Annotated in this window: 13 protein-coding genes and 2 tRNA genes; 5 read left to right on the top strand and 10 right to left on the bottom strand. The window is 76.4% G+C overall.

The features are described from left to right. Positions 1-60: 60 nt before the first annotated feature. The 6 genes from ATM99_RS13330 to ATM99_RS13305 form a co-directional block, all read right to left on the bottom strand. Positions 61-1,653, bottom strand: a complete 1,593-nt coding sequence (locus ATM99_RS13330; protein WP_062103364.1) for a GTPase family protein — start codon at positions 1,651-1,653, stop codon at positions 61-63. Further along, complete coding sequence (locus tag ATM99_RS13325) at positions 1,650-3,776, bottom strand: dynamin family protein (protein ID WP_082659742.1); 2,127 nt, start codon at positions 3,774-3,776, stop codon at positions 1,650-1,652. Before ATM99_RS13325 ends, ATM99_RS13330 begins: the two co-directional genes overlap by 4 nt. A gap of 330 nt (positions 3,777-4,106) precedes the next feature. Continuing rightward, entirely contained in the window at positions 4,107-5,789 is a 1,683-nt protein-coding gene (gene ettA / locus ATM99_RS13320) for an energy-dependent translational throttle protein EttA (RefSeq protein ID WP_062103363.1), read from the bottom strand. A 137-nt stretch (positions 5,790-5,926) separates the two neighbouring features. Continuing rightward, positions 5,927-6,541 (bottom strand): single-stranded DNA-binding protein, encoded by a 615-nt coding sequence (locus ATM99_RS13315; RefSeq protein WP_062103362.1) that lies wholly within the window; start codon positions 6,539-6,541, stop codon positions 5,927-5,929. 160 nt (positions 6,542-6,701) lie between these two features. After that, entirely contained in the window at positions 6,702-8,270 is a 1,569-nt protein-coding gene (locus tag ATM99_RS13310) for a GTPase (RefSeq protein ID WP_082659737.1), read from the bottom strand. After that, positions 8,267-9,976: a dynamin family protein gene (locus ATM99_RS13305; RefSeq protein ID WP_062103361.1), complete on the bottom strand. Its 1,710-nt coding sequence runs from the start codon at positions 9,974-9,976 to the stop codon at positions 8,267-8,269. Before ATM99_RS13305 ends, ATM99_RS13310 begins: the two co-directional genes overlap by 4 nt. A 161-nt stretch (positions 9,977-10,137) precedes the next feature. On the opposite strand from ATM99_RS13305, the gene ATM99_RS13300 reads away from it, so the two are divergent. Then, positions 10,138-10,210 (top strand) — tRNA-Arg (locus ATM99_RS13300). A gap of 111 nt (positions 10,211-10,321) precedes the next feature. Here ATM99_RS13300 and ATM99_RS13295 read toward each other — a convergent pair. Then, positions 10,322-11,881: a DUF2079 domain-containing protein gene (locus ATM99_RS13295; protein ID WP_062103360.1), complete on the bottom strand. Its 1,560-nt coding sequence runs from the start codon at positions 11,879-11,881 to the stop codon at positions 10,322-10,324. Positions 11,882-12,330: 449 nt separating this feature from the next. On the opposite strand from ATM99_RS13295, the gene ATM99_RS13285 reads away from it, so the two are divergent. Both ATM99_RS13285 and orn read left to right on the top strand, forming a co-directional pair. Further along, on the top strand, positions 12,331-12,636 hold the full coding sequence (locus ATM99_RS13285) for a hypothetical protein (RefSeq protein ID WP_062103358.1): 306 nt from the start codon (positions 12,331-12,333) through the stop codon (positions 12,634-12,636). A gap of 125 nt (positions 12,637-12,761) precedes the next feature. After that, the gene (gene orn, locus ATM99_RS13280; protein ID WP_255356820.1) at positions 12,762-13,376 is read left to right on the top strand and encodes an oligoribonuclease; all 615 of its coding nucleotides are present in this window, start codon (positions 12,762-12,764) and stop codon (positions 13,374-13,376) included. Positions 13,377-13,444: 68 nt separating this feature from the next. Here orn and ATM99_RS13275 read toward each other — a convergent pair. From ATM99_RS13275 to ATM99_RS13265, 3 genes are all read right to left on the bottom strand, one after another. Then, a tRNA-His gene (locus tag ATM99_RS13275) sits at positions 13,445-13,520 on the bottom strand. Between the two features lie 150 nt (positions 13,521-13,670). After that, positions 13,671-14,594, bottom strand: coding sequence for a RimK family alpha-L-glutamate ligase (locus ATM99_RS13270; protein WP_062103357.1), 924 nt, complete (start codon positions 14,592-14,594; stop codon positions 13,671-13,673). Positions 14,595-14,675: 81 nt separating this feature from the next. Further along, positions 14,676-15,737: an ABC transporter ATP-binding protein gene (locus ATM99_RS13265; protein ID WP_062103356.1), complete on the bottom strand. Its 1,062-nt coding sequence runs from the start codon at positions 15,735-15,737 to the stop codon at positions 14,676-14,678. 115 nt (positions 15,738-15,852) lie between these two features. Here ATM99_RS13265 and ATM99_RS13260 point away from each other — a divergent pair, with 115 nt between their 5' ends. Together ATM99_RS13260 and ATM99_RS13255 are read left to right on the top strand one after the other, a co-directional pair. After that, positions 15,853-16,581, top strand: coding sequence for an ABC transporter permease (locus ATM99_RS13260; RefSeq protein ID WP_062103355.1), 729 nt, complete (start codon positions 15,853-15,855; stop codon positions 16,579-16,581). Next, a complete protein-coding gene (locus tag ATM99_RS13255; protein WP_062103354.1) occupies positions 16,569-17,351 on the top strand; it encodes an ABC transporter permease in 783 nt (260 codons plus the stop codon). Before ATM99_RS13260 ends, ATM99_RS13255 begins: the two co-directional genes overlap by 13 nt. The last annotated feature ends 8 nt before the right edge of the window (positions 17,352-17,359 follow it).

The raw sequence follows: 17,359 nt of genomic DNA, 5'->3' as shown, positions 1-17,359 counted from the left end.
GGCGCGCACGTCGGCGCCGGGCGGCACGGGTCCCGCGTGGCGACGGCCCCCTGCCGGCCCTCAGGCGGCGGCGGTGAGCGCGGCGCGGCGGCACGCCGCGAGCGCGTCGGTCTCCGTCGCGAGGGGCTCGACCACGAGCCGTCGGGCGACGTCGGCGACGGCCGCGCGCAGTCGTCGCGCGGCCGCCCGCGCGCGTCGGTGCGCGCCGACGCGCGCGGCGAGCGACCCGAGCAGCGCGAGCAGGACGCCGCCGACCAGACCACCCAGCAGCAGCGCGGTCGGCGCGGGCAGCGGCCCCCACACGGGTGTGGCCGGCTCGGGCAGCCGGAGGTAGGCGAGCAGCGCGAGGGCGCCGAGCCACGCACCGCCCGCGACGGCCGCCACGAGCAGCAGCGCGTGCAGCGCACCGACGGCCCGCCACCACCGGGCGGGCGTGGACGGCAGCAGCGACGTGCGGGCCACCGCGTGGTCGAGCGCGTCGGGCAGCGCCGTCACGTCGACCCGCTCACGCGCGGCCAGGACCCACGGGTCGGGCGCACCGGCGAGCACCGCGTCGACGTGGTCCCGCACGGCCGTCGCCGCGGCGGCCCGGTGCGCGGGCCCCGCCGGCGGCAGCGACGTGCGCGTGGCCTCCGCCTCGGCCGCGGACCGCGGCTCGAGGTGCAGCCGGCGCAACGGGTCCGGGCGCAGCCGCGCGAGCCACCGCACCGGCGGCCAGCCGACGTGACCGGCGGCCCGGCGCACCGCGGAGCGGCGCACGGCGTCGACGACGGTCGGGACACCGGCGGCGTCCGCGAGAGCGGCGACGAGGTCGTCCGTGCCCGTGGCCCGCGCGCGACCCCGCGGGACGGGCCCGCACGCGGCCGCCACCTCGCGGGCCGCGGCGCGCAGGTCCGCGCCGAAGCGCCGGGTCGTCGACTCGCGACGCTCGACGGCGACCCGGACGAGGTCGCGCAACGCGGCCACCCCGTCACCCGTGCGCGCCGACGCCGCGAGCACCCGCGCGCGCGGCAGACCGTCCGCCGCCGCGAGGCGCGCGAGGTCGGCGACCACCGCGTCCCGCTCCGCCGGGCCCAGCCGGTCGGCCTGGTTGAGGACCAGGACGACGACGTCGTCGCGGCCCGCCAACCCGCGCAGGTAGCCCTCGTGCAGCGCGGCGTCGGCGTACTTCTGCGGGTCGACGACCCACACCAGCAGATCGGCGCGCGCGACGAGCCGGTCGGCGCGTTCACGGTGCTCGACGACCACCGAGTCGTGGTCGGGCAGGTCGAGCAGCACGAGCCCGGCGGGCAGGCCCGATCCCGCCGGGACGATGTGGCGCCGCGCGACCTCGAGCCAGTCGAGCAGCGGGACCGGGTCTCCCCCGCCCGGCGGCGACCCGACGACGACGGCGGACGGGTGCGACGTCGTCGGACGGCGCACGCCCGTCGCGGCGAGGTCGGCACCCGCGAGCGCGTTGAGCAGGCTGGACTTCCCCGAACCCGTCGCGCCCGCGAGCGCGACGACCGTGTGCTCGGCCGACAGCCCGACCCGCTCGCGCACGCGTGCCAGCAGCGCGCGCGGATCGTCGGTGACCGTGCCGGGCAGCCGGTCGCCCGCCGCGTCGAGCGCCGCCCCGAGCGCCTCGGCACGCTGCGCGAGCGTCGGCGTCACGCGTCGTCCCCCGTGTCGTGGCCGCGGGTGGTGCCGTCGTGGGCGGTGCCGTCGGTGGTGCCGTCGGTGGCGGCGTCGGTGGTGCCGTCGCCGGCCGCGGCTCGACGCCCGAGCAGGCGACGCCAGAACCCCGCCCGCGGCGCCGCGCCCGCGGAGTCCGAGCCCCGCCGCGGCGACTCCCCGCGTGACGGCGGCGCGGCAGCGAGCCCGGCGCCGCGCAGGGACCCGCCACCGGCAGTCGGCGTGGCCGCAGCGGGCACCCGTGCGGCACGGTCGGCGCGCGCCGCGCGCCGGACCTCCCGCGCGGCGGCGCGCAGCGCGCCGCCGGACGCGTCGCGCGTCCCGAGCGCGTCGAGCTGGGCCGTGTAGCGCTCGGCCTCGGCGCGCAGCAGCGCGTCGACCCGCGCGTCGAGCCGCTCGCGCGCGAGCGTCGTGAGGCGGCGCACCGCGTCGTCGCCGAACACGGCCTCGAGGAGCTTCTGGGCGACCACCGCGGTGCCGCCCGCGATTCCCACCTCGACACCCGTGAGCCCGCCGGTGGACGCGAACGCGAGCACCATGAGGCTCACGCCCGCGGCGTTGACGCCGAACGACAGGTACCGTGCGGTGCCGCGCCGCTGCGCCCCCTGCTCACGCACCAGGTCCAGCACGTCGGCCTGCCAGCCCCGCACCTCGGCGTCCACCTGGGCGCGCAGCGTCGCGGAGGCGCGCGACAGGTCGAGGTCCGGCAGCAGCGCGGCGCCGGCGGCGTCCCCGCGCCACGCGGCGTGCGCGCGCACCGCGGCGGCGTCGGCCGCGTCGAGGACGACCGCACCGAGCCCGTGGGCGATCGCCTGCTCGACGCGCGGCGCGGGTGCGGGGCGGCCGCGCAGCACGCGGGCGACGGCGTCGCGGGCACGGCCGACGCCGTGCTCGACCGAACGCAGCAGGTCGCCGGTGCCGACGAGCTCCTGCCAGCGGGCGAGCACCTCGCCGCGCAGCATCGCACCGTCCGAGGTCGCCGCGCGCACCTGGGCGGCCGCGTCGGCGTACGCGCTCGTGACGGCCGTGCGCAGCCGCGCGTCGGCCACGGCCTGCCCGTCGGCGGCGTCGGCGAGCACGTCGGCACGTCGCACGAGGTCGTCGACGACGCCGTCCCGCGTCGCGGTCGCGACCCGGTCACGCGCACCGGCGTCCGCGCCCAGGTCCGTGAGCCACGTCGCGACCGGAGCGACGGCGGCCGCGGGCAGCAGGCGGTCGGCGGTGTCCGACTCCGGGACGGCGAACAGCGGCGCACCGGCCAGGCCGTGCCGGTCCATGAGACGCCGCAGGTCCTCGACCACCTCCTGCGTCCCGGGGTCGAGCCGGTCGACCACGAGCGCGACCTGCGCGTGACGCTGCGCCGCACCGTGCAGCAGGTCCCACGGCACCGCGTCGGCGTACCGGGCGGCGGTGGTGACGAAGAGCCACAGGTCGGCCGCGTCGAGCAGCTGCGCCGCGAGCCGACGGTTGTCCGCGTCGACCGAGTCGACGTCGGGCGCGTCGAGGAGCGCGAGACCGCGCGGCAGCGTCGCCGACGGCACCAGACGCAGGGCTCGCCCGCCGTCGACGGGTGCTCCGGCGCCGGCCGCGGGCGGCCCGTCGTCCGCCGTGCCGTTCGCCGTGCCGTTCACCCTGTCGCCCGCCGCGTCGTCCGCCGTGGCGCGGTCGCGGCCGGCGCTCGCGTGCGTCGTGACCCGGGCGAGGCCGGGCAGGACGCGGTCCGTGGAGAACCACCGCGCGTCGAGCGGGTGGTGCACGAGCACGGGGGCGCGGGTCGTGGGGCGCAGGACGCCGGGGGCGGAGACCTCCTGCCCGAGCAGCGAGTTGACGAGCGTGGACTTGCCCGCGCCCGTCGAGCCGCCCACGACGACGAGCAGCGGCGCGTCGTGCGCCCGCAGCCGCGGCAGCAGGTAGTCGTCGAGCTGGGCGAGCACGGCGGACCGCGCGTCGCGGGCCGCCTCGACGCCCGGCCCGTCGAGCGCGAGCACGAGCGACCCGAGCCGGGCGCGGAGCGCCTCGAGCGCGGCGACGAGCGGGGCTGCCTGCGGCTGCGCGGGCGCGGACCCGGCGGGTCCCGGGCCGCTGACCTCGGCGTCCGTCATGGCGCCAGTCTGCCCGAGCAGGGGCCGGGCGGCCCGGCGGAACCACCGCGTGGCAAAGGCCCGGCGGCCGCTCGGGGCAGGGAGCTCGGCCGACGCGTCGACGTCGGGGCAAGCCGACGACGTGGACGTGCCGACGACGTGGACGTGCGACGTCGTGGACGCGCCGACATCGTGGCCGTACCGACGTCGCGAGGCGCCGCGGTCGGGACCGACGGTGTCGGGCCGGGACGCCGCAGGGCCCGGGCGCACGTGGCGTCCGGGCCCTGCAGGTCCGTGCGGGTCGGGTCCCGACGACGTCGGTGCACGACGTCCCGGCGACCCCCGACGGTGTCAGTCGCGCCGCAGCTTGCGGTACGTCACGCGGTGCGGACGCGCGGCGTCGGCACCGAGACGCTGGACCTTGTTCTCCTCGTAGGAGGCGAAGTTGCCCTCGAACCAGTACCAGTTCGACGGGTTCTCCTCGGTGCCCTCGTAGGCGAGGATGTGCGTCGCGACGCGGTCGAGGAACCACCGGTCGTGGGAGACGACCACGGCGCAGCCGGGGAACTCGAGCAGCGCGTTCTCGAGCGAGCCGAGGGTCTCGACGTCGAGGTCGTTGGTGGGCTCGTCGAGCAGCAGCAGGTTGCCGCCCTGCTTGAGGGTGAGCGCGAGGTTCAGACGGTTGCGCTCACCGCCCGACAGCACGCCCGCGGGCTTCTGCTGGTCCGGTCCCTTGAACCCGAAGGACGCGACGTACGCGCGCGACGGGATCTCGACGTTGCCGACCTTGAGGAAGTCGAGCCCGTCGGACACGACCTCGAACAGCGTCTTCTTGGGGTCGATGCCACCGCGCGACTGGTCGACGTACGAGATCTTGACGGTCTCGCCGATCTTCAGGTCGCCGCCGTCGAGCGGCTCGAGGCCGACGATCGTCTTGAAGAGCGTCGTCTTGCCCACGCCGTTGGGGCCGATGACGCCGACGATGCCGTTGCGCGGCAGCGTGAAGCTCAGCCCGTCGATCAGCACCCGCCCGTCGAAGCCCTTCTGGAGGCCGTTCGCCTCGAGGACGACGTTGCCCAGGCGCGGGCCCGGCGGGATCTGGATCTCCTCGAAGTCCAGCTTCCGCGTCCGCTCGGCCTCGGCCGCCATCTCCTCGTAGCGCGCGAGACGCGACTTCGACTTGGTCTGGCGCCCCTTGGCGTTCGACCGCACCCACTCCAGCTCCTCCTTGAGGCGCTTGGCGAGCTTGGCGTCCTTCTTGCCCTGGACCTGCAGACGCTCCTGCTTCTTCTCCAGGTACGTCGAGTAGTTGCCCTCGTAGGGGTAGAGCCGACCGCGGTCGACCTCGCAGATCCACTCCGCGACGTGGTCGAGGAAGTACCGGTCGTGCGTGACCGCGAGGATCGCGCCCGGATAGTCCTTGAGGTGCGCCTCCAGCCACAGCACGCTCTCCGCGTCGAGGTGGTTGGTGGGCTCGTCGAGGAGCAGCAGGTCGGGCTTCTCCAGGAGGAGCTTGCACAGCGCGACGCGACGACGCTCACCACCGGACAGCACGGAGACGTCCGCGTCCGGCGGCGGGCACCGCAGCGCGTCCATCGCCTGCTCGAGCTGCGCGTCGAGGTCCCACGCGTCCGCCGCGTCGATGGCCTCCTGCAGCTGGCCCATCTCGGCCAGGAGCGCGTCGAAGTCCGCGTCGGGCTCCGCCATGAGCGCGGAGATCTCGTTGTAGCGGTCGAGCTTGCCCTTGATCTCGGCGACGCCCTCCTCGACGTTGCCGAGGACCGTCTTCTCCTCGTTCAGCGGCGGCTCCTGCTGCAGGATGCCGACCGTGAACCCGGGCGACAGGCGCGCCTCGCCGTTCGACGGCTGGTCGAGCCCCGCCATGATCTTGAGGATCGTCGACTTGCCGGCGCCGTTGGGGCCGACGACGCCGATCTTGGCGCCGGGCAGGAAGTTGAGGGTGACGTCGTCGAGGATGACCTTGTCACCGTGCGCCTTGCGCGCCTTGTACATGCTGTAGATGAACTCAGCCACTGGGTGCTCGTCCGCTCCTGGTGAGTCGTGGTGGCGCCGCGGGCCGGGACGCGCGCGCACCGGCGTGCGGGTGAGGCACGGTGGGGTGCGCGGGTGCCGGCCGGCGGCGCCGGATGCCGATCCACCAGCCTAGGCGATCAGGCGCGTCCGGCCAGCGCCGGGACGCCGCGCGTCTCGTCCGCGTCCGTGTCCGTGTCCGCCGCACCCACACCCGCGTCCTCGAGGAGGTCGTCGGTCACGTCGGCGGGCTCGTCGGGCTCGTCGGAGGCCGGCGGCTCGGGCGCGGACGCCCACGGGTCGTCGACCAGGCCCGCCGGCGCCTCGGCGAGACCCGTCACGTCGGTCGTGCCCTGCTCGTCGTCCCGGCGCCGCGCGCCGGCCATGCTCCGGCGGAACTGCGCCGTCCCGAACGTGAGGTCGTGCCCGACGGACAGCGCCTCGAGCACGAGCTCGGAGCGCGGCGTGCCGTCCTGCGCGACCCACTCGGACTGCGCGAGCCTGCCCACGACCACCACCGGGTCGCCCTTGCGCAGCGAGGCCGCGAGGTTGGTCGCGGCGGTGCGCCACGCCTTGACCGTGAACCAGAGCGTCGGGCCGTCGCGGAAGCCGCCCGTCTGGCGGTCCACCACGCGGCGCGTCGAGGCGAGCCGGAACTGCGTGTACGGCACGCCACCGATCCCGTCGAGGTGGTAGGTGCGCAGGTCGGAACCGACCCACCCCACGACCGTGACGTCCTGCGTGTGCGTTCCCATCGCGTGTCCCCTGTCCGTACGGCCCCGGCCGTCCGGGGCGTGTGCGGCCATCGTGGACGCGGGGCGCGACCGCGGGGTCGGCGCGATCCCCGCACACGGGGACGAGCGGCCGGCGCGCGGGACCGTGGGCGGCTCGGGGGCGGTGCGGGACCGCTCGACGTCAGTCGGTGCCGAGGGCCCGCTGCGCGAGCTCGCGCGCCTGGCGGTGCTCCGCGAGCACGTCCTGCGTGGGCGCCAGCAGCCGCACCCGCGCCACGGACTCGAGCGCCGCCCGCCCCTCCGCGACCACGCGCGCGCCCCGGGTCGCCGCCGCCCGGCGACGCACGAGCGTCGAGAGCACCAGCAGCACGACCGCCCCGGCGACCGCGGCCGCCACCACGACGCCGGTCGGCGCCCACGGCACCGCCGTCCCCGCGGCGTCGGCGACCAGCAGCCCCGCGAGCACGAGCGCACCCACGGCGACCACGGCGGCCAGACCGAGGAGCGTGTCCGCGGCACGCGACCGGCGCACGGCCAGCGGCACGTGCGCGAGCGCGTCCGTGACGGCGAGCCGGAGCTCGGCCGTCGTCGCGACGCGGTCGCGCAGGTCGGCGGACCACCGCGAGGGCAGGCCCTGCGTCACGCTCGACAGCCACGACGCACGCGCCAGGCCCACGCCGTCGGCGTGCACGTCCCCCAGCCGCGGCGCACGCGTGGCACCGCCGCGCACCGAGGCCGCGACCGCGGCACCGACGGCGGACAGGCCCGCGGCCGACGCGAGCCGGTCGACCACGACGCCGAGCGCCAGCGCCCCCGGCGCGGGGTCGCGCGCCGCCACCTGCGACTGCACGACCCGCGCGGCGTCGGCGAGCTCGGCGTCGGCGTGCACCGCGGCCACCGAGCGTCGTGCGACCGCCGCGGCCAGCACGTCGCGCAGCTCGACGACGCCCTCGCCCGTCACGGTCGACACCTCGTGCACGGCCACGTCGGGCAGCCCGTCCTCGACGAGCAGCCGGCGGACGTCGGCGGCGAGGTCGGCCCGCACGGCCACCGGCACGGTGTCGACCTGGTTGAGCACGAGCAGCATCGACGCGTCGCGTCCGGTCATGCGACGCAGGTAGCCCGAGTGCAGCGCGTCGTCGGCGTACTTCTGCGGGTCCACGACCCACACCAGCAGGTCGACCTGCGGCAGCACGCGGTCGACGACGTCGCGGTGCTCGGGGGCGATCGAGTCGTGGTCCGGCAGGTCGAGCAGCACCAGACCGCGCAGCGACGCCTCGCTGTCGCCGTCGAGCAGGCTCTCGCGCTCGATGCGGTGCTCGTCGTCCACGCCGATCCAGTCGAGCAGGTCGTCACCATCGCCGCCCCACACGCACGCGGTGACGCGCGACGTCGTCGGCCGGCGCACCCCGACGTCGGCGAAGCGCAGCCCGCTGACCGCGTTGAAGAGGCTGGACTTGCCGGACCCGGTGCCGCCCGCGAGCGCGACGACGGTGTGGTCGACGCCGAGCGCCAGACGTTCACGCACCCGGTCGACCGTCGTGGCCACCCGGGCGACGACCTCGGGGTCGACGCGGGTGCCGGCGACCGTGAGCGCACCGTCGATCGCCTCGACGCGGGCCTCGAGCTCGGCCGTCAGGGCACCCCGGACGGCACCCGGCGCCACGGCGTCCGGGTGCGGGGACGCGCCGGTCACCTCGGCACCGGGTGCCGAGGGGACGGTCGTCGTGCCGGTCGGGTCGTCGCTCACGTCAGCCCCTTGAGCACGGCGAGGCGGAGCCGCAGCCGCGACGACGCGTCCTCGGCGAGGTCCTGGTCGTCGAGCGCGGCGTCGGCCGCGGTGCGCTCGACGTCGACCTGCGCGCGGGCGCGCCGCACGAGGTCCTCCCGCAGCTGCGTCACGAGGTCGTCGCCCGCGGTGCCGAGCAGCGCCCGGACCGTCTCGGCGGCGTCGTCGACACCCGCGGCAGCGGTGAGCGCGACGGCCGTCAGCGCGTCCTCGCCCACGGCCTTGGCGACCTGGGCACGGCGGCGGGCGTCGGCCGCCCCCGCCGCGAGCACGGTCCGGGTGACGCGCGCGCCCTCACCGACCCACGCACGTGCGGCACGCTCGGCCGCGGCGGCGCGCCCCGACTCGTGGGACGGCCAGCGCGCGAGCACCGACGCGCCGCCCGCCGGGGCCGCGGGACCGGTCAGCGCGGCGCGCAGCTCCTCGCCCGCGCGCTGCCCGATCGCCGTCAGCACGGCCGTCGCCGACTCCGTGAGGTCGACGAGCGCCGGACCGGCCGCGGCCGAGCGCGCCCGGCCCGTGCGCGCGGACCCCCGCACCCGGCCCGACCGCCCCACGACGCGCGCGAACGGTGCCTTCGCGGCGCGCAGCCCGGCCCAGCGGGCGCGCACCGCGCCGTCCGCGACGGCGCCCGCGGCGATCGTGTCCGCCGCCGCGGCGCCCGGCTCGGTCGTCGCGTCGTCGAGCACCCGGGCCACGTGCTGCGCGGCGTCCACCTGGTCCTGCACGGCCTCGGCCAGCTCGTCGACCCACGGCCGCAGCGCGTCGAGCGCACCGCGCAGGGTGCGGGCGACGACGGTGCGCGCACGGTCCGGGCCGGCGAGCATCGTGAGCCACCGGAGCACGGGCGCGACGGCGCTCGGCGCCAGCGGCCCGGCGTGCGGGCCGACGTCGGGGATGACGAACAGCGGGGACCCGGCCAGGCCGTGCACGCGCAGCCGGTCGAGCAGGTCCCCGCGCACGGTCGGCAGCGACGCCGCGGGGACGCGGTTGAGGACCATCGCGACGGACGTCGAACGCTCGACCGCCGCCTCGAGCACCTGCCACGGCAGCGCGTCGCCGTACCGCGCGGCGGTCGTGACGAACAGCCACAGGTCGGCGGCCTCGAGCAGGCGGTGCGCGGTGTCGCGGTTGGACTCGAGCACCGAGTCGAGGTCGGGGGCGTCGAGGATCGCGATGCCGCGCGGCACGGTCTCGGCCGCGACGGCCTCGACCTCCTCGAGCACGGGGTGGTGCGACAGCAGGTCCGCGTCGAGCGGGTGGTGCACGAGCACCGGTTCGCGCGTCGTGGGCCGCAGCACGCCCGCGGCCGTCACCTCGCGCCCCACCAGCGAGTTCACGAGGGTCGACTTGCCGGCGCCGGTCGACCCGGCGACGACGACGACGGCGGGTGCGGACAGCTCGGTGAGCCGCGGCACCAGGTGCTCGTCGAGCTGGTCGACGAGCCGAGCACGCGAGCCGCGTGCGGCGTCGACACCGGCGATCTCCAGCGGGAACGCGGTCGCCTCGACGTCGCGGCGCAGGTCCCGCACGGCGTCCAGCAGCGACGTCTGGGCGAGCGGGCGCGCGAGCATGTCGGCAGCCGCGGCACCCGACGACGGGGGCACGGCGCGGCCCGACGCGGGCGCGGACGACCGCGCGGGCTCGGTTCCGGGCGGCGCACTCACAGGACCATTGTCGGTGCCACATCTGACCAGGCCAAACGCGGCACGCGGGTGACGCGCCGCGGACTCGTCACACCGGGGTGCGCGGACGCCGCCCGACGGCCCCGCACGGGCGACGGACTCCCCCGACGCCGGTGGGTGCACCACTAGGGTGGTCGGCACTGGCCCCCGTAGCTCAATGGATAGAGCAACGGCCTTCTAATCCGTCGGTTGCAGGTTCGAGTCCTGCCGGGGGCACGTCGTCGTCGGGGCACGTCGCCCAGGGCTGGAGGAGCAGGACGAGCGCGGACGTCGCGGCGAGCGCCAGCAGCGTCACGCCGACGAGCGTCCGGGCCCGGGACGAGCCGCTCACGAGCCGTCGCCGTCGACTACCCGCGCGACCTCGTACCCGTCCTGCACGTGCACGACCTCGAACGTCGCGCCGGGGTGCAGCAGCTGCGCGACCTGCAGGACGTCGCCCCACTCCTGGGGCGTACCGCCGCCGACGCGGTCGATGACGAGGTAGTCGGGCACGGGGTTGCGGTTGCCGAGGTAGTACACGTCGGTGCGGTCGACGAGGTACGACATGAGGCCGACGTCGGTCTCGACGACCGCACCGTCGGGGACGGCCGCGAGGGTCGCGCGGGCGGCGTCGGCGCGCGGCGCCGCGAAGTGCAGGCCGGGGTTCGTCAGCTGCCACAACGGCCACTGCGGCAGCAGCACGAGCGACGCGGTCAGTCCGACCGCCGGGGCGTACCGCGCGTAGCGCCGCAGCCACCCGAGGCGACCGCGCCGCGCCCGGTCGACACCGTCGAGCATCGCGAGGTACGCGACCGGCATGAGCACGGCGCTGTAGTGCCAGGTCGGCTCCCAGTAGCCGGGCTCGGCGGACAGGAACCGCCACGCGAGCGTCGGGCCCGCGACCAGCACGAACGGTGACCGCAGGGCGATCGCGCCCGTCACGACGACGAGCAGCCAGAGCGTGTACGCCTTGGCGGGCGCGTACAGCGCGAGCGGGTCCGACAGCGCCGCGAGCACGTCGAGCCGCGACCCGTAGGCCCACTCACCGGCGGGGTTGAGCGCGGGCAGCACCACGCGCGTCGCGAGGACGAACGCCCCGACCCCCCATGCCGAGAGCCACAGGTACGACGCACGCCGTGCACGCCACGCGAGGAGCACGCCGAGCACCGCCGTGGTCAGCCCCAGGTCCTCCTTGACCAGGACGAGCAGCGCCCCGGCGACGACGGCCGTACGCCAGCGCCGGTGCAGCACGCCCGCGAGCGCGAGGGCCAGCAGCGGCACCGCGAACGCGATCTCGTGGAACTGCGCCTCGACCGCGTACTGCAGGCCCCAGCTCAGCCCGAACGCGAGCCCGACGAGCCCGCCGACCACCCGCCCCAGCACCGGGACCGCGGCGCGGGTCACGACGACCGCCGCGACACCGAGCAGCACGTTCTGCACGACGAGCAGCGTGAACGCCGACGAGAACACCGCGTAGACGGGCCCGAGCAGCACGAGCAGCGGGTGGAAGTGGTCGCCCAGCAGGTTGTACGCGGGACCCTTGATGGTCACGACCGGCGCCTCGAGGTGCGCGTACCGCGCCGCGAGCTGCGTGAAGATGCCCAGGTCCCAGGACCGCACGACGAACGCGTCCCACTGCGCCCGCGAGTAGAGCGTGCACACGACGGCGACGAGCGTGCCGACCCCCAGCGGCAGCGACCACGTCGGCGCGAGAGCGCGTGCCCTCGCGGACGCCGCGCGCAGGGCACGGCGCGCGGTGGCGGGACGTGACGCGTCCGCCGACGCAGCCGGTCCGGCGCTCGTCGCCCCGGACGTCGGTGCGGCGCTCGCAGGCACGGCGCCCGGGGACGCGTCACCGGGCGCGGACGTCGTGCCCCGCGACGGCGTGGGCTCGGGTCGTGCCGGCACGTCACCTCCCGCTCGGACCGGGCGGACGGGCGCCAGCCGGCGGTCCGCCGCATCCTTCCACGCGGCCCCGACGCCCGGAAATGTCCTCGCCCCGCACCCCCCCGCTCTGGTGCAGTGGGGACACCCATCCACCACGAGGACACCCCTGACCGGGGTGCGCCTCGGCATGCCCGCAGGAGCACACCATGCATCCCCTGACCGTCTACGACACCGTCCGTCACGAGCAGCACGAGCGGCTGCGCCGCTCGGCCGTGGCCGACGCGCGTGCTCGCCGCACGGGCCGTGCCGACCGGGTCACGACCCGGCCGACCGACCGCCCGCGTCGCGCACGTCGCACCACCGCCGTCCCGGCCGGGCCGACCGCGCCCGCCGCGACCTCACCAGTGGCACGATGACCGCGTGCCCACGCCCGCCCGCCGCGTCCCCGCAGCGGGCGGGCGTCGTCGTTGATGGGCAGGCACGACGGGCGTGACCGCACGCCCGCCCGCCCCTGGCCCGCACGGGTCGCCTCCGCGGCGCTGCGGTGGGCCGGGCACCTGGCCCTGGGGGCGTTCGCCGGCGCCGTCGTGCTCGGCGCGACGCTGTGGGCCGGGACGCCGTGGGGGTCCGCCCGCCTGATGGGCGCGAGCGCCGCCGTCGTCGTCGCCGCGGCCGCCGCCCTCGGCAGGACGCTCCCCGGCCCGCCTGCGCCGCACGCCCCGGGTCCCGAACCGGCACCCCGGACGCCCGGCACCGGCCGCCACGACCCCGCGTGAGCGTCCGGGGTCCTAGGCTTGTCGACGTGAGCAGCACCGACGACGACGTGACGAGCACCGCACCGGCGACCACCGCCCCGGCCACCCCCGCGACGACGGGAGGAGGCCACGCGAGCTCCGACCGCATCGTGTGGGTCGACTGCGAGATGACGGGGCTCGACCTCGTGCACGACGCGCTCGTCGAGGTCGCCGCGGTCGTCACGGACTCCGAGCTCAACGTGCTCGGCGACGGGGTCGACGTGATCGTCGCTCCCCCGTCCGCGGCGCTCGAGCAGATGGGCGACTTCGTGCGCACCATGCACACCACGTCCGGGCTGCTGCCCGAGCTCGAGCACGGCGTGACCCTCGAGGAGGCGCAGGCCCAGGTCCTCGAGTACGTGCGCGCCTGGGTGCCGGACGCCGGCAAGGCGCCGCTGGCGGGCAACTCGGTGGGCACCGACAAGGCGTTCCTCGACCGGGACATGCCCGAGCTCGTCGGGCACCTGCACTACCGGATCGTCGACGTGTCGTCGATCAAGGAGCTCGCCCGGCGCTGGTACCCGCGCGTGTACTTCGCCGCCCCCGAGAAGAAGGGCGGGCACCGCGCGCTCGCCGACATCCTCGAGAGCATCGACGAGCTGCGCTACTACCGTGCCGCGCTGCTGCCGGCCCAGCCGGGCCCCGACTCGACGCAGGCCCGCAAGATCGCCGCGCAGGTCGTCGCCACCACCGTCAAGCGCGGCGTCCTGCCGGGCGCCTGACGGGACGCGGCCTGCGCCGCACCGAGAACGCCGAAGGGCGCCGATCCGGGGATCGGCGCCCTTCGCTGTGGGGTGGCTAACGGGACTTGAACCCGCGACCCCCTGGACCACAACCAGGTGCTCTACCTACTGAGCTATAGCCACCACGTCACCGTGCGGACCGCCCTGACGGGCGAGCCGGACCACGGCGGCCGACCCGTCGCGCGCGGCGGGCCGACGACGAGTGTAGCGGGTACGGCGGCGGTCCTCGTCACGCAATGCCCCGCAGCGCACCGCGAAGGGGTGCGGCACGCGTCACAACCGGCGCGCGACGGCGTCCGCGAACCGCTCGGCGGCGCCGGGCGAGTGCTCGAAGAACAGCGACGGCTCGGCGAGCTCGACCTCGAGGACGACCGGCGCGTTCTCGTCGTCGGGGATGAGGTCGACGCGCGTGTAGAGCAGCGGGGCGCGGTCGGGGAAGACCTGCGCGAGCTCGGCCACGACGCGGTCGCCGACCTCGCGCTCCTGCTCGGTGGCCTCGCGCGCGGCCATGACCTCCTCGCGGAACATCACGCCCTCCTGCTCCCCCGCACGGTACGGCCCCTCGAGCAGCGGTCCCTTGCGCACCGAGTGGCTGAACTCGCCGTCCACGTAGACCAGCGCGGTCTCGCCCTGCGTGTCCACCTGCGTGAGGTAGCGCTGCAGCATCACGCGGCGCCCCACGGCCAGCAGGTTCTTGGTGTGCGTGATGGCCAGCGAGCGCGAGGGCGTGACGCCCGCGTCGTACCGGCCGGTGTCGCGCGAGCCCGCGCTGACCGTCGGCTTGATGACGAAGTCGCCGAACGCCGGGAAACGCGTGTGGATCGCGCGCGCGTCGAGGTTGCGCTCGGGGTCCAGCCAGATCGTCGGGACGATCGGGATCCCCCGGTGCTCGAGGTCCCGCAGGTACGTCTTGTCGATGTTCCACGTCACGACGTCGGCGGGGTTGAGCAGCGTCGACGTGCGCTCGACGCGGCGCGTCCAGTCGGAGAACTGGGTCGGCCGGTCGGTGTAGTCCCACGTGGAGCGGATCAGGACGTGCGGGTACGCCGCCCAGTCCACCGTCGGGTCGTCCCACACCACGACGTCGGTCGCGACGCCGCGCTCCGCGAGCGCGGCGCGCAGCGGCAGGTCGTCGGGGTCGAGGTCGGGCAGCTCGGCGCAGGTGGCGAGGGCGAGGCGTGCGGTGGGTTCGCTCACGTCAGGCACCTTACCCACGGCGTGTGACGCGCGTGCTCCCGCCGCGTGACGGGCGGGCGACGTGCACACCGGCGGGCGCCGTCACGCGCTGCGGTCCTCCACGGGCCGCTCGACGGTGAGGCGGTGCAGCGCACGCACGACCGTGGCTGCCGAGACGCGGCCGACCGTGCGCCCGTCCTCGTCGACGACCGGCAGCGCACCGTCCGCGGGCGTCGTGCCGGCCGCGTCCGTGAGGGCCGCGACGACGTCGCCGAGCTCGCTGCCGAGGTGCACCGGTGCCCCCGCCGCGGTGTGCGCGGCGGCGTCCTGGACGTCGTCGAGGTCGACGCGCTCGAGCCGCCCGAGCGCGAGCAGCCGCGCCGTGCGGCCCCGACCCACGAGGTCGGCCACCGCCGGGGACGCCGGGCGGGCGACGACCTCGAGCGGCGAGGCCAGCTGCTCGACGCGCGCGCCGCGGCTGAGCACCACCACGCGGTCCGCCATGCGGACGGCCTCGTCGATGTCGTGCGTGACCATCATCACGGTCGTGCCGAGGTCGCGCTGCAGCCGGATGAACTCGTGCTGCAGGCGCGCGCGACCCACGGGGTCGACCGCGCCGAACGGCTCGTCCATGAGCAGCACGGGCGGGTCGGTCGCCAGGGCGCGGGCCACGCCCACGCGCTGACGCTCGCCGCCCGACAGCTCGTGCGGCCAGCGCGCGGCGTACCGCGCGGGCTCCAGCCCGACGAGCGTCAACAGCTCCTCGACGCGCTCGCGCGTGCGGCGGCGGTCCCACCCGAGCAGGCCGGGCACCGTCGCGACGTTCTGGGCGACCGTGCGGTGCGGGAAGAGCCCGACGTTCTGGATCACGTAGCCGATGCGGCGGCGCAGCGCGACGGGGTCGACGTCCGTCACGTCCTCGTCGCCCAGCAGGATGCGCCCCGACGACGGCTCGACGAGCCGGTTCGCCATGCGCAGCGTCGTCGACTTGCCGCACCCCGAGGGCCCCACGAGCACGAGCAGCTCGCCGCGGTGCACGGCGAGGGAGAGGTCGTCGACCGCGACCGCGCCCGCGTACTCCTTGCGGACGGCGTCGAACCGGATCGCCACGTCGGTGCTCACGTCGCACGACGCTAGCGGGCGGCACCGACAGGCGCGCGGCATGGTCCGCCGTCGCCCACCGCGCCGGACCCTCGACGCACCTCCGGACCGTCCGCGCACCGTCCACGGACCGACGTTCGCCGCGCGGGTGTCGGTGGGCGTCGCTAGGTTGCCGAGCATGCACGCCGGACCGGTCGCCGCGGCCGCCAACCCGTGGCTCTCGTGGGAGTACCTCGAGCGCAACGGGGGCGACGTGCTGCGCTACACCCAGCAGCACTCGACCCTGACTCTCCAGGCGGTCGTGATCGCGCTGCTCGTCGCGCTGCCTCTCGCGGCACTCGCGCACCTGCGGCCGCGTCTGGCCGGGCCGGTGCTCGCGGGCACCGGAGTCCTCTACACCGTCCCCTCGCTCGCGCTGTTCGCCGTGCTCGCGCCGTACACCGGCATCGGGCGCACGACCGTGCTCATCGGCCTGGTGCTCTACGCGCTGCTCGTGCTCGTGCGCAACGTGCTGGTCGGGCTGCAGGGCGTCGACCCGGCGGTCCGCGACGCGGCACGCGGCATGGGGTACGGGCGCCTGCGGATGCTGGTCGGCGTCGAGCTCCCGCAGGCGGTCCCGGCGATCGTCACGGGGCTGCGCCTGGCGACCGTCAGCACGGTCGCGCTCGTGACCGTGGGCGTCGTCGTGGGGTACGGCGGGCTCGGGCAGCTGATGTTCCGCGGCTTCCGCAGCAACTACCACGCGGAGGTAATGACCGCGACGGTGCTGTGCCTGCTGCTCGCGCTCGTCGCCGACCTGCTGCTCATGCTCGTCGGCCGGCTCCTGACGCCCTGGCAGCGGGCGTCGGGACGGCGCGCGGCGCGTGAGGGCGCCGACCCGCGGGAGGAGGCGGCGTGGGCATCCTGAACGAGGCGTTCCGCTGGCTGAACGACCCGCTGAACTGGACCGGGCGTCGCGGCGTCGTCGAGCTCGCGACCGCGCACCTGCTGGTGTCGGCGGCGGCGGTCGGGCTCGCGCTGCTCGTCGCGCTGCCCGCCGGCCTGTGGCTCGGGCACCGCCGACGCGGCGCGACGGTCGGGGTCGTCGTGGCGAACACGACCCGCGCCCTGCCGACGCTCGCCCTGCTGACGCTGCTCGCCGCGAGCGGCTGGTTCGGCAACACCGCCACCGCGCTCGCATGCGCGGTCTTCGCCGTCCCGCCGATCCTCGCCAACGCCGTGACGGGCGTCGGCGGGGTCGACGGCGACGTGCGCGACGCCGCACGGGGGATCGGCATGTCGGGGGCCCGGATGCTGTGGACCGTCGAGGTGCCGCTCGCCATGCCCCTGATCGCCGCGGGCATCCGCACGGGCGCGGTCCAGGTGCTCGCGACCGTCCCGCTCGCCGCGCTGGTCGGCGGCACGAGCCTCGGCACGATCGTCGTCACCGGCTTCGCGACCCAGCGCTACGGCCAGGCGCTCGCCGGCGGCGTCCTCGTCGCCGGCCTGTGCCTGCTGGTCGAGGGCCTGCTCGCCCTCGTCGAACGCCTCGCCGCCCCGCGGGGTCTGCGCGCGCTCGCGCGCGCCGCCGCGTCCGACGCGCGCGCCGCCGAGCGCGCCACCGCACCCCGTCGCCGCCCCGCTCCGGTTGCCGCCCCCGGGGGCACCGGGTCGAATGGGGCGTCGCCGTCACCATGACCGCACCT

Source organism: Cellulomonas sp. B6, assembly GCF_001462455.1.
GTDB lineage: Bacteria > Actinomycetota > Actinomycetes > Actinomycetales > Cellulomonadaceae > Cellulomonas.
The sequence above is the reverse complement of the archived record's forward strand: the minus strand, read 5'-3'. Positions and strand labels throughout refer to the sequence as shown.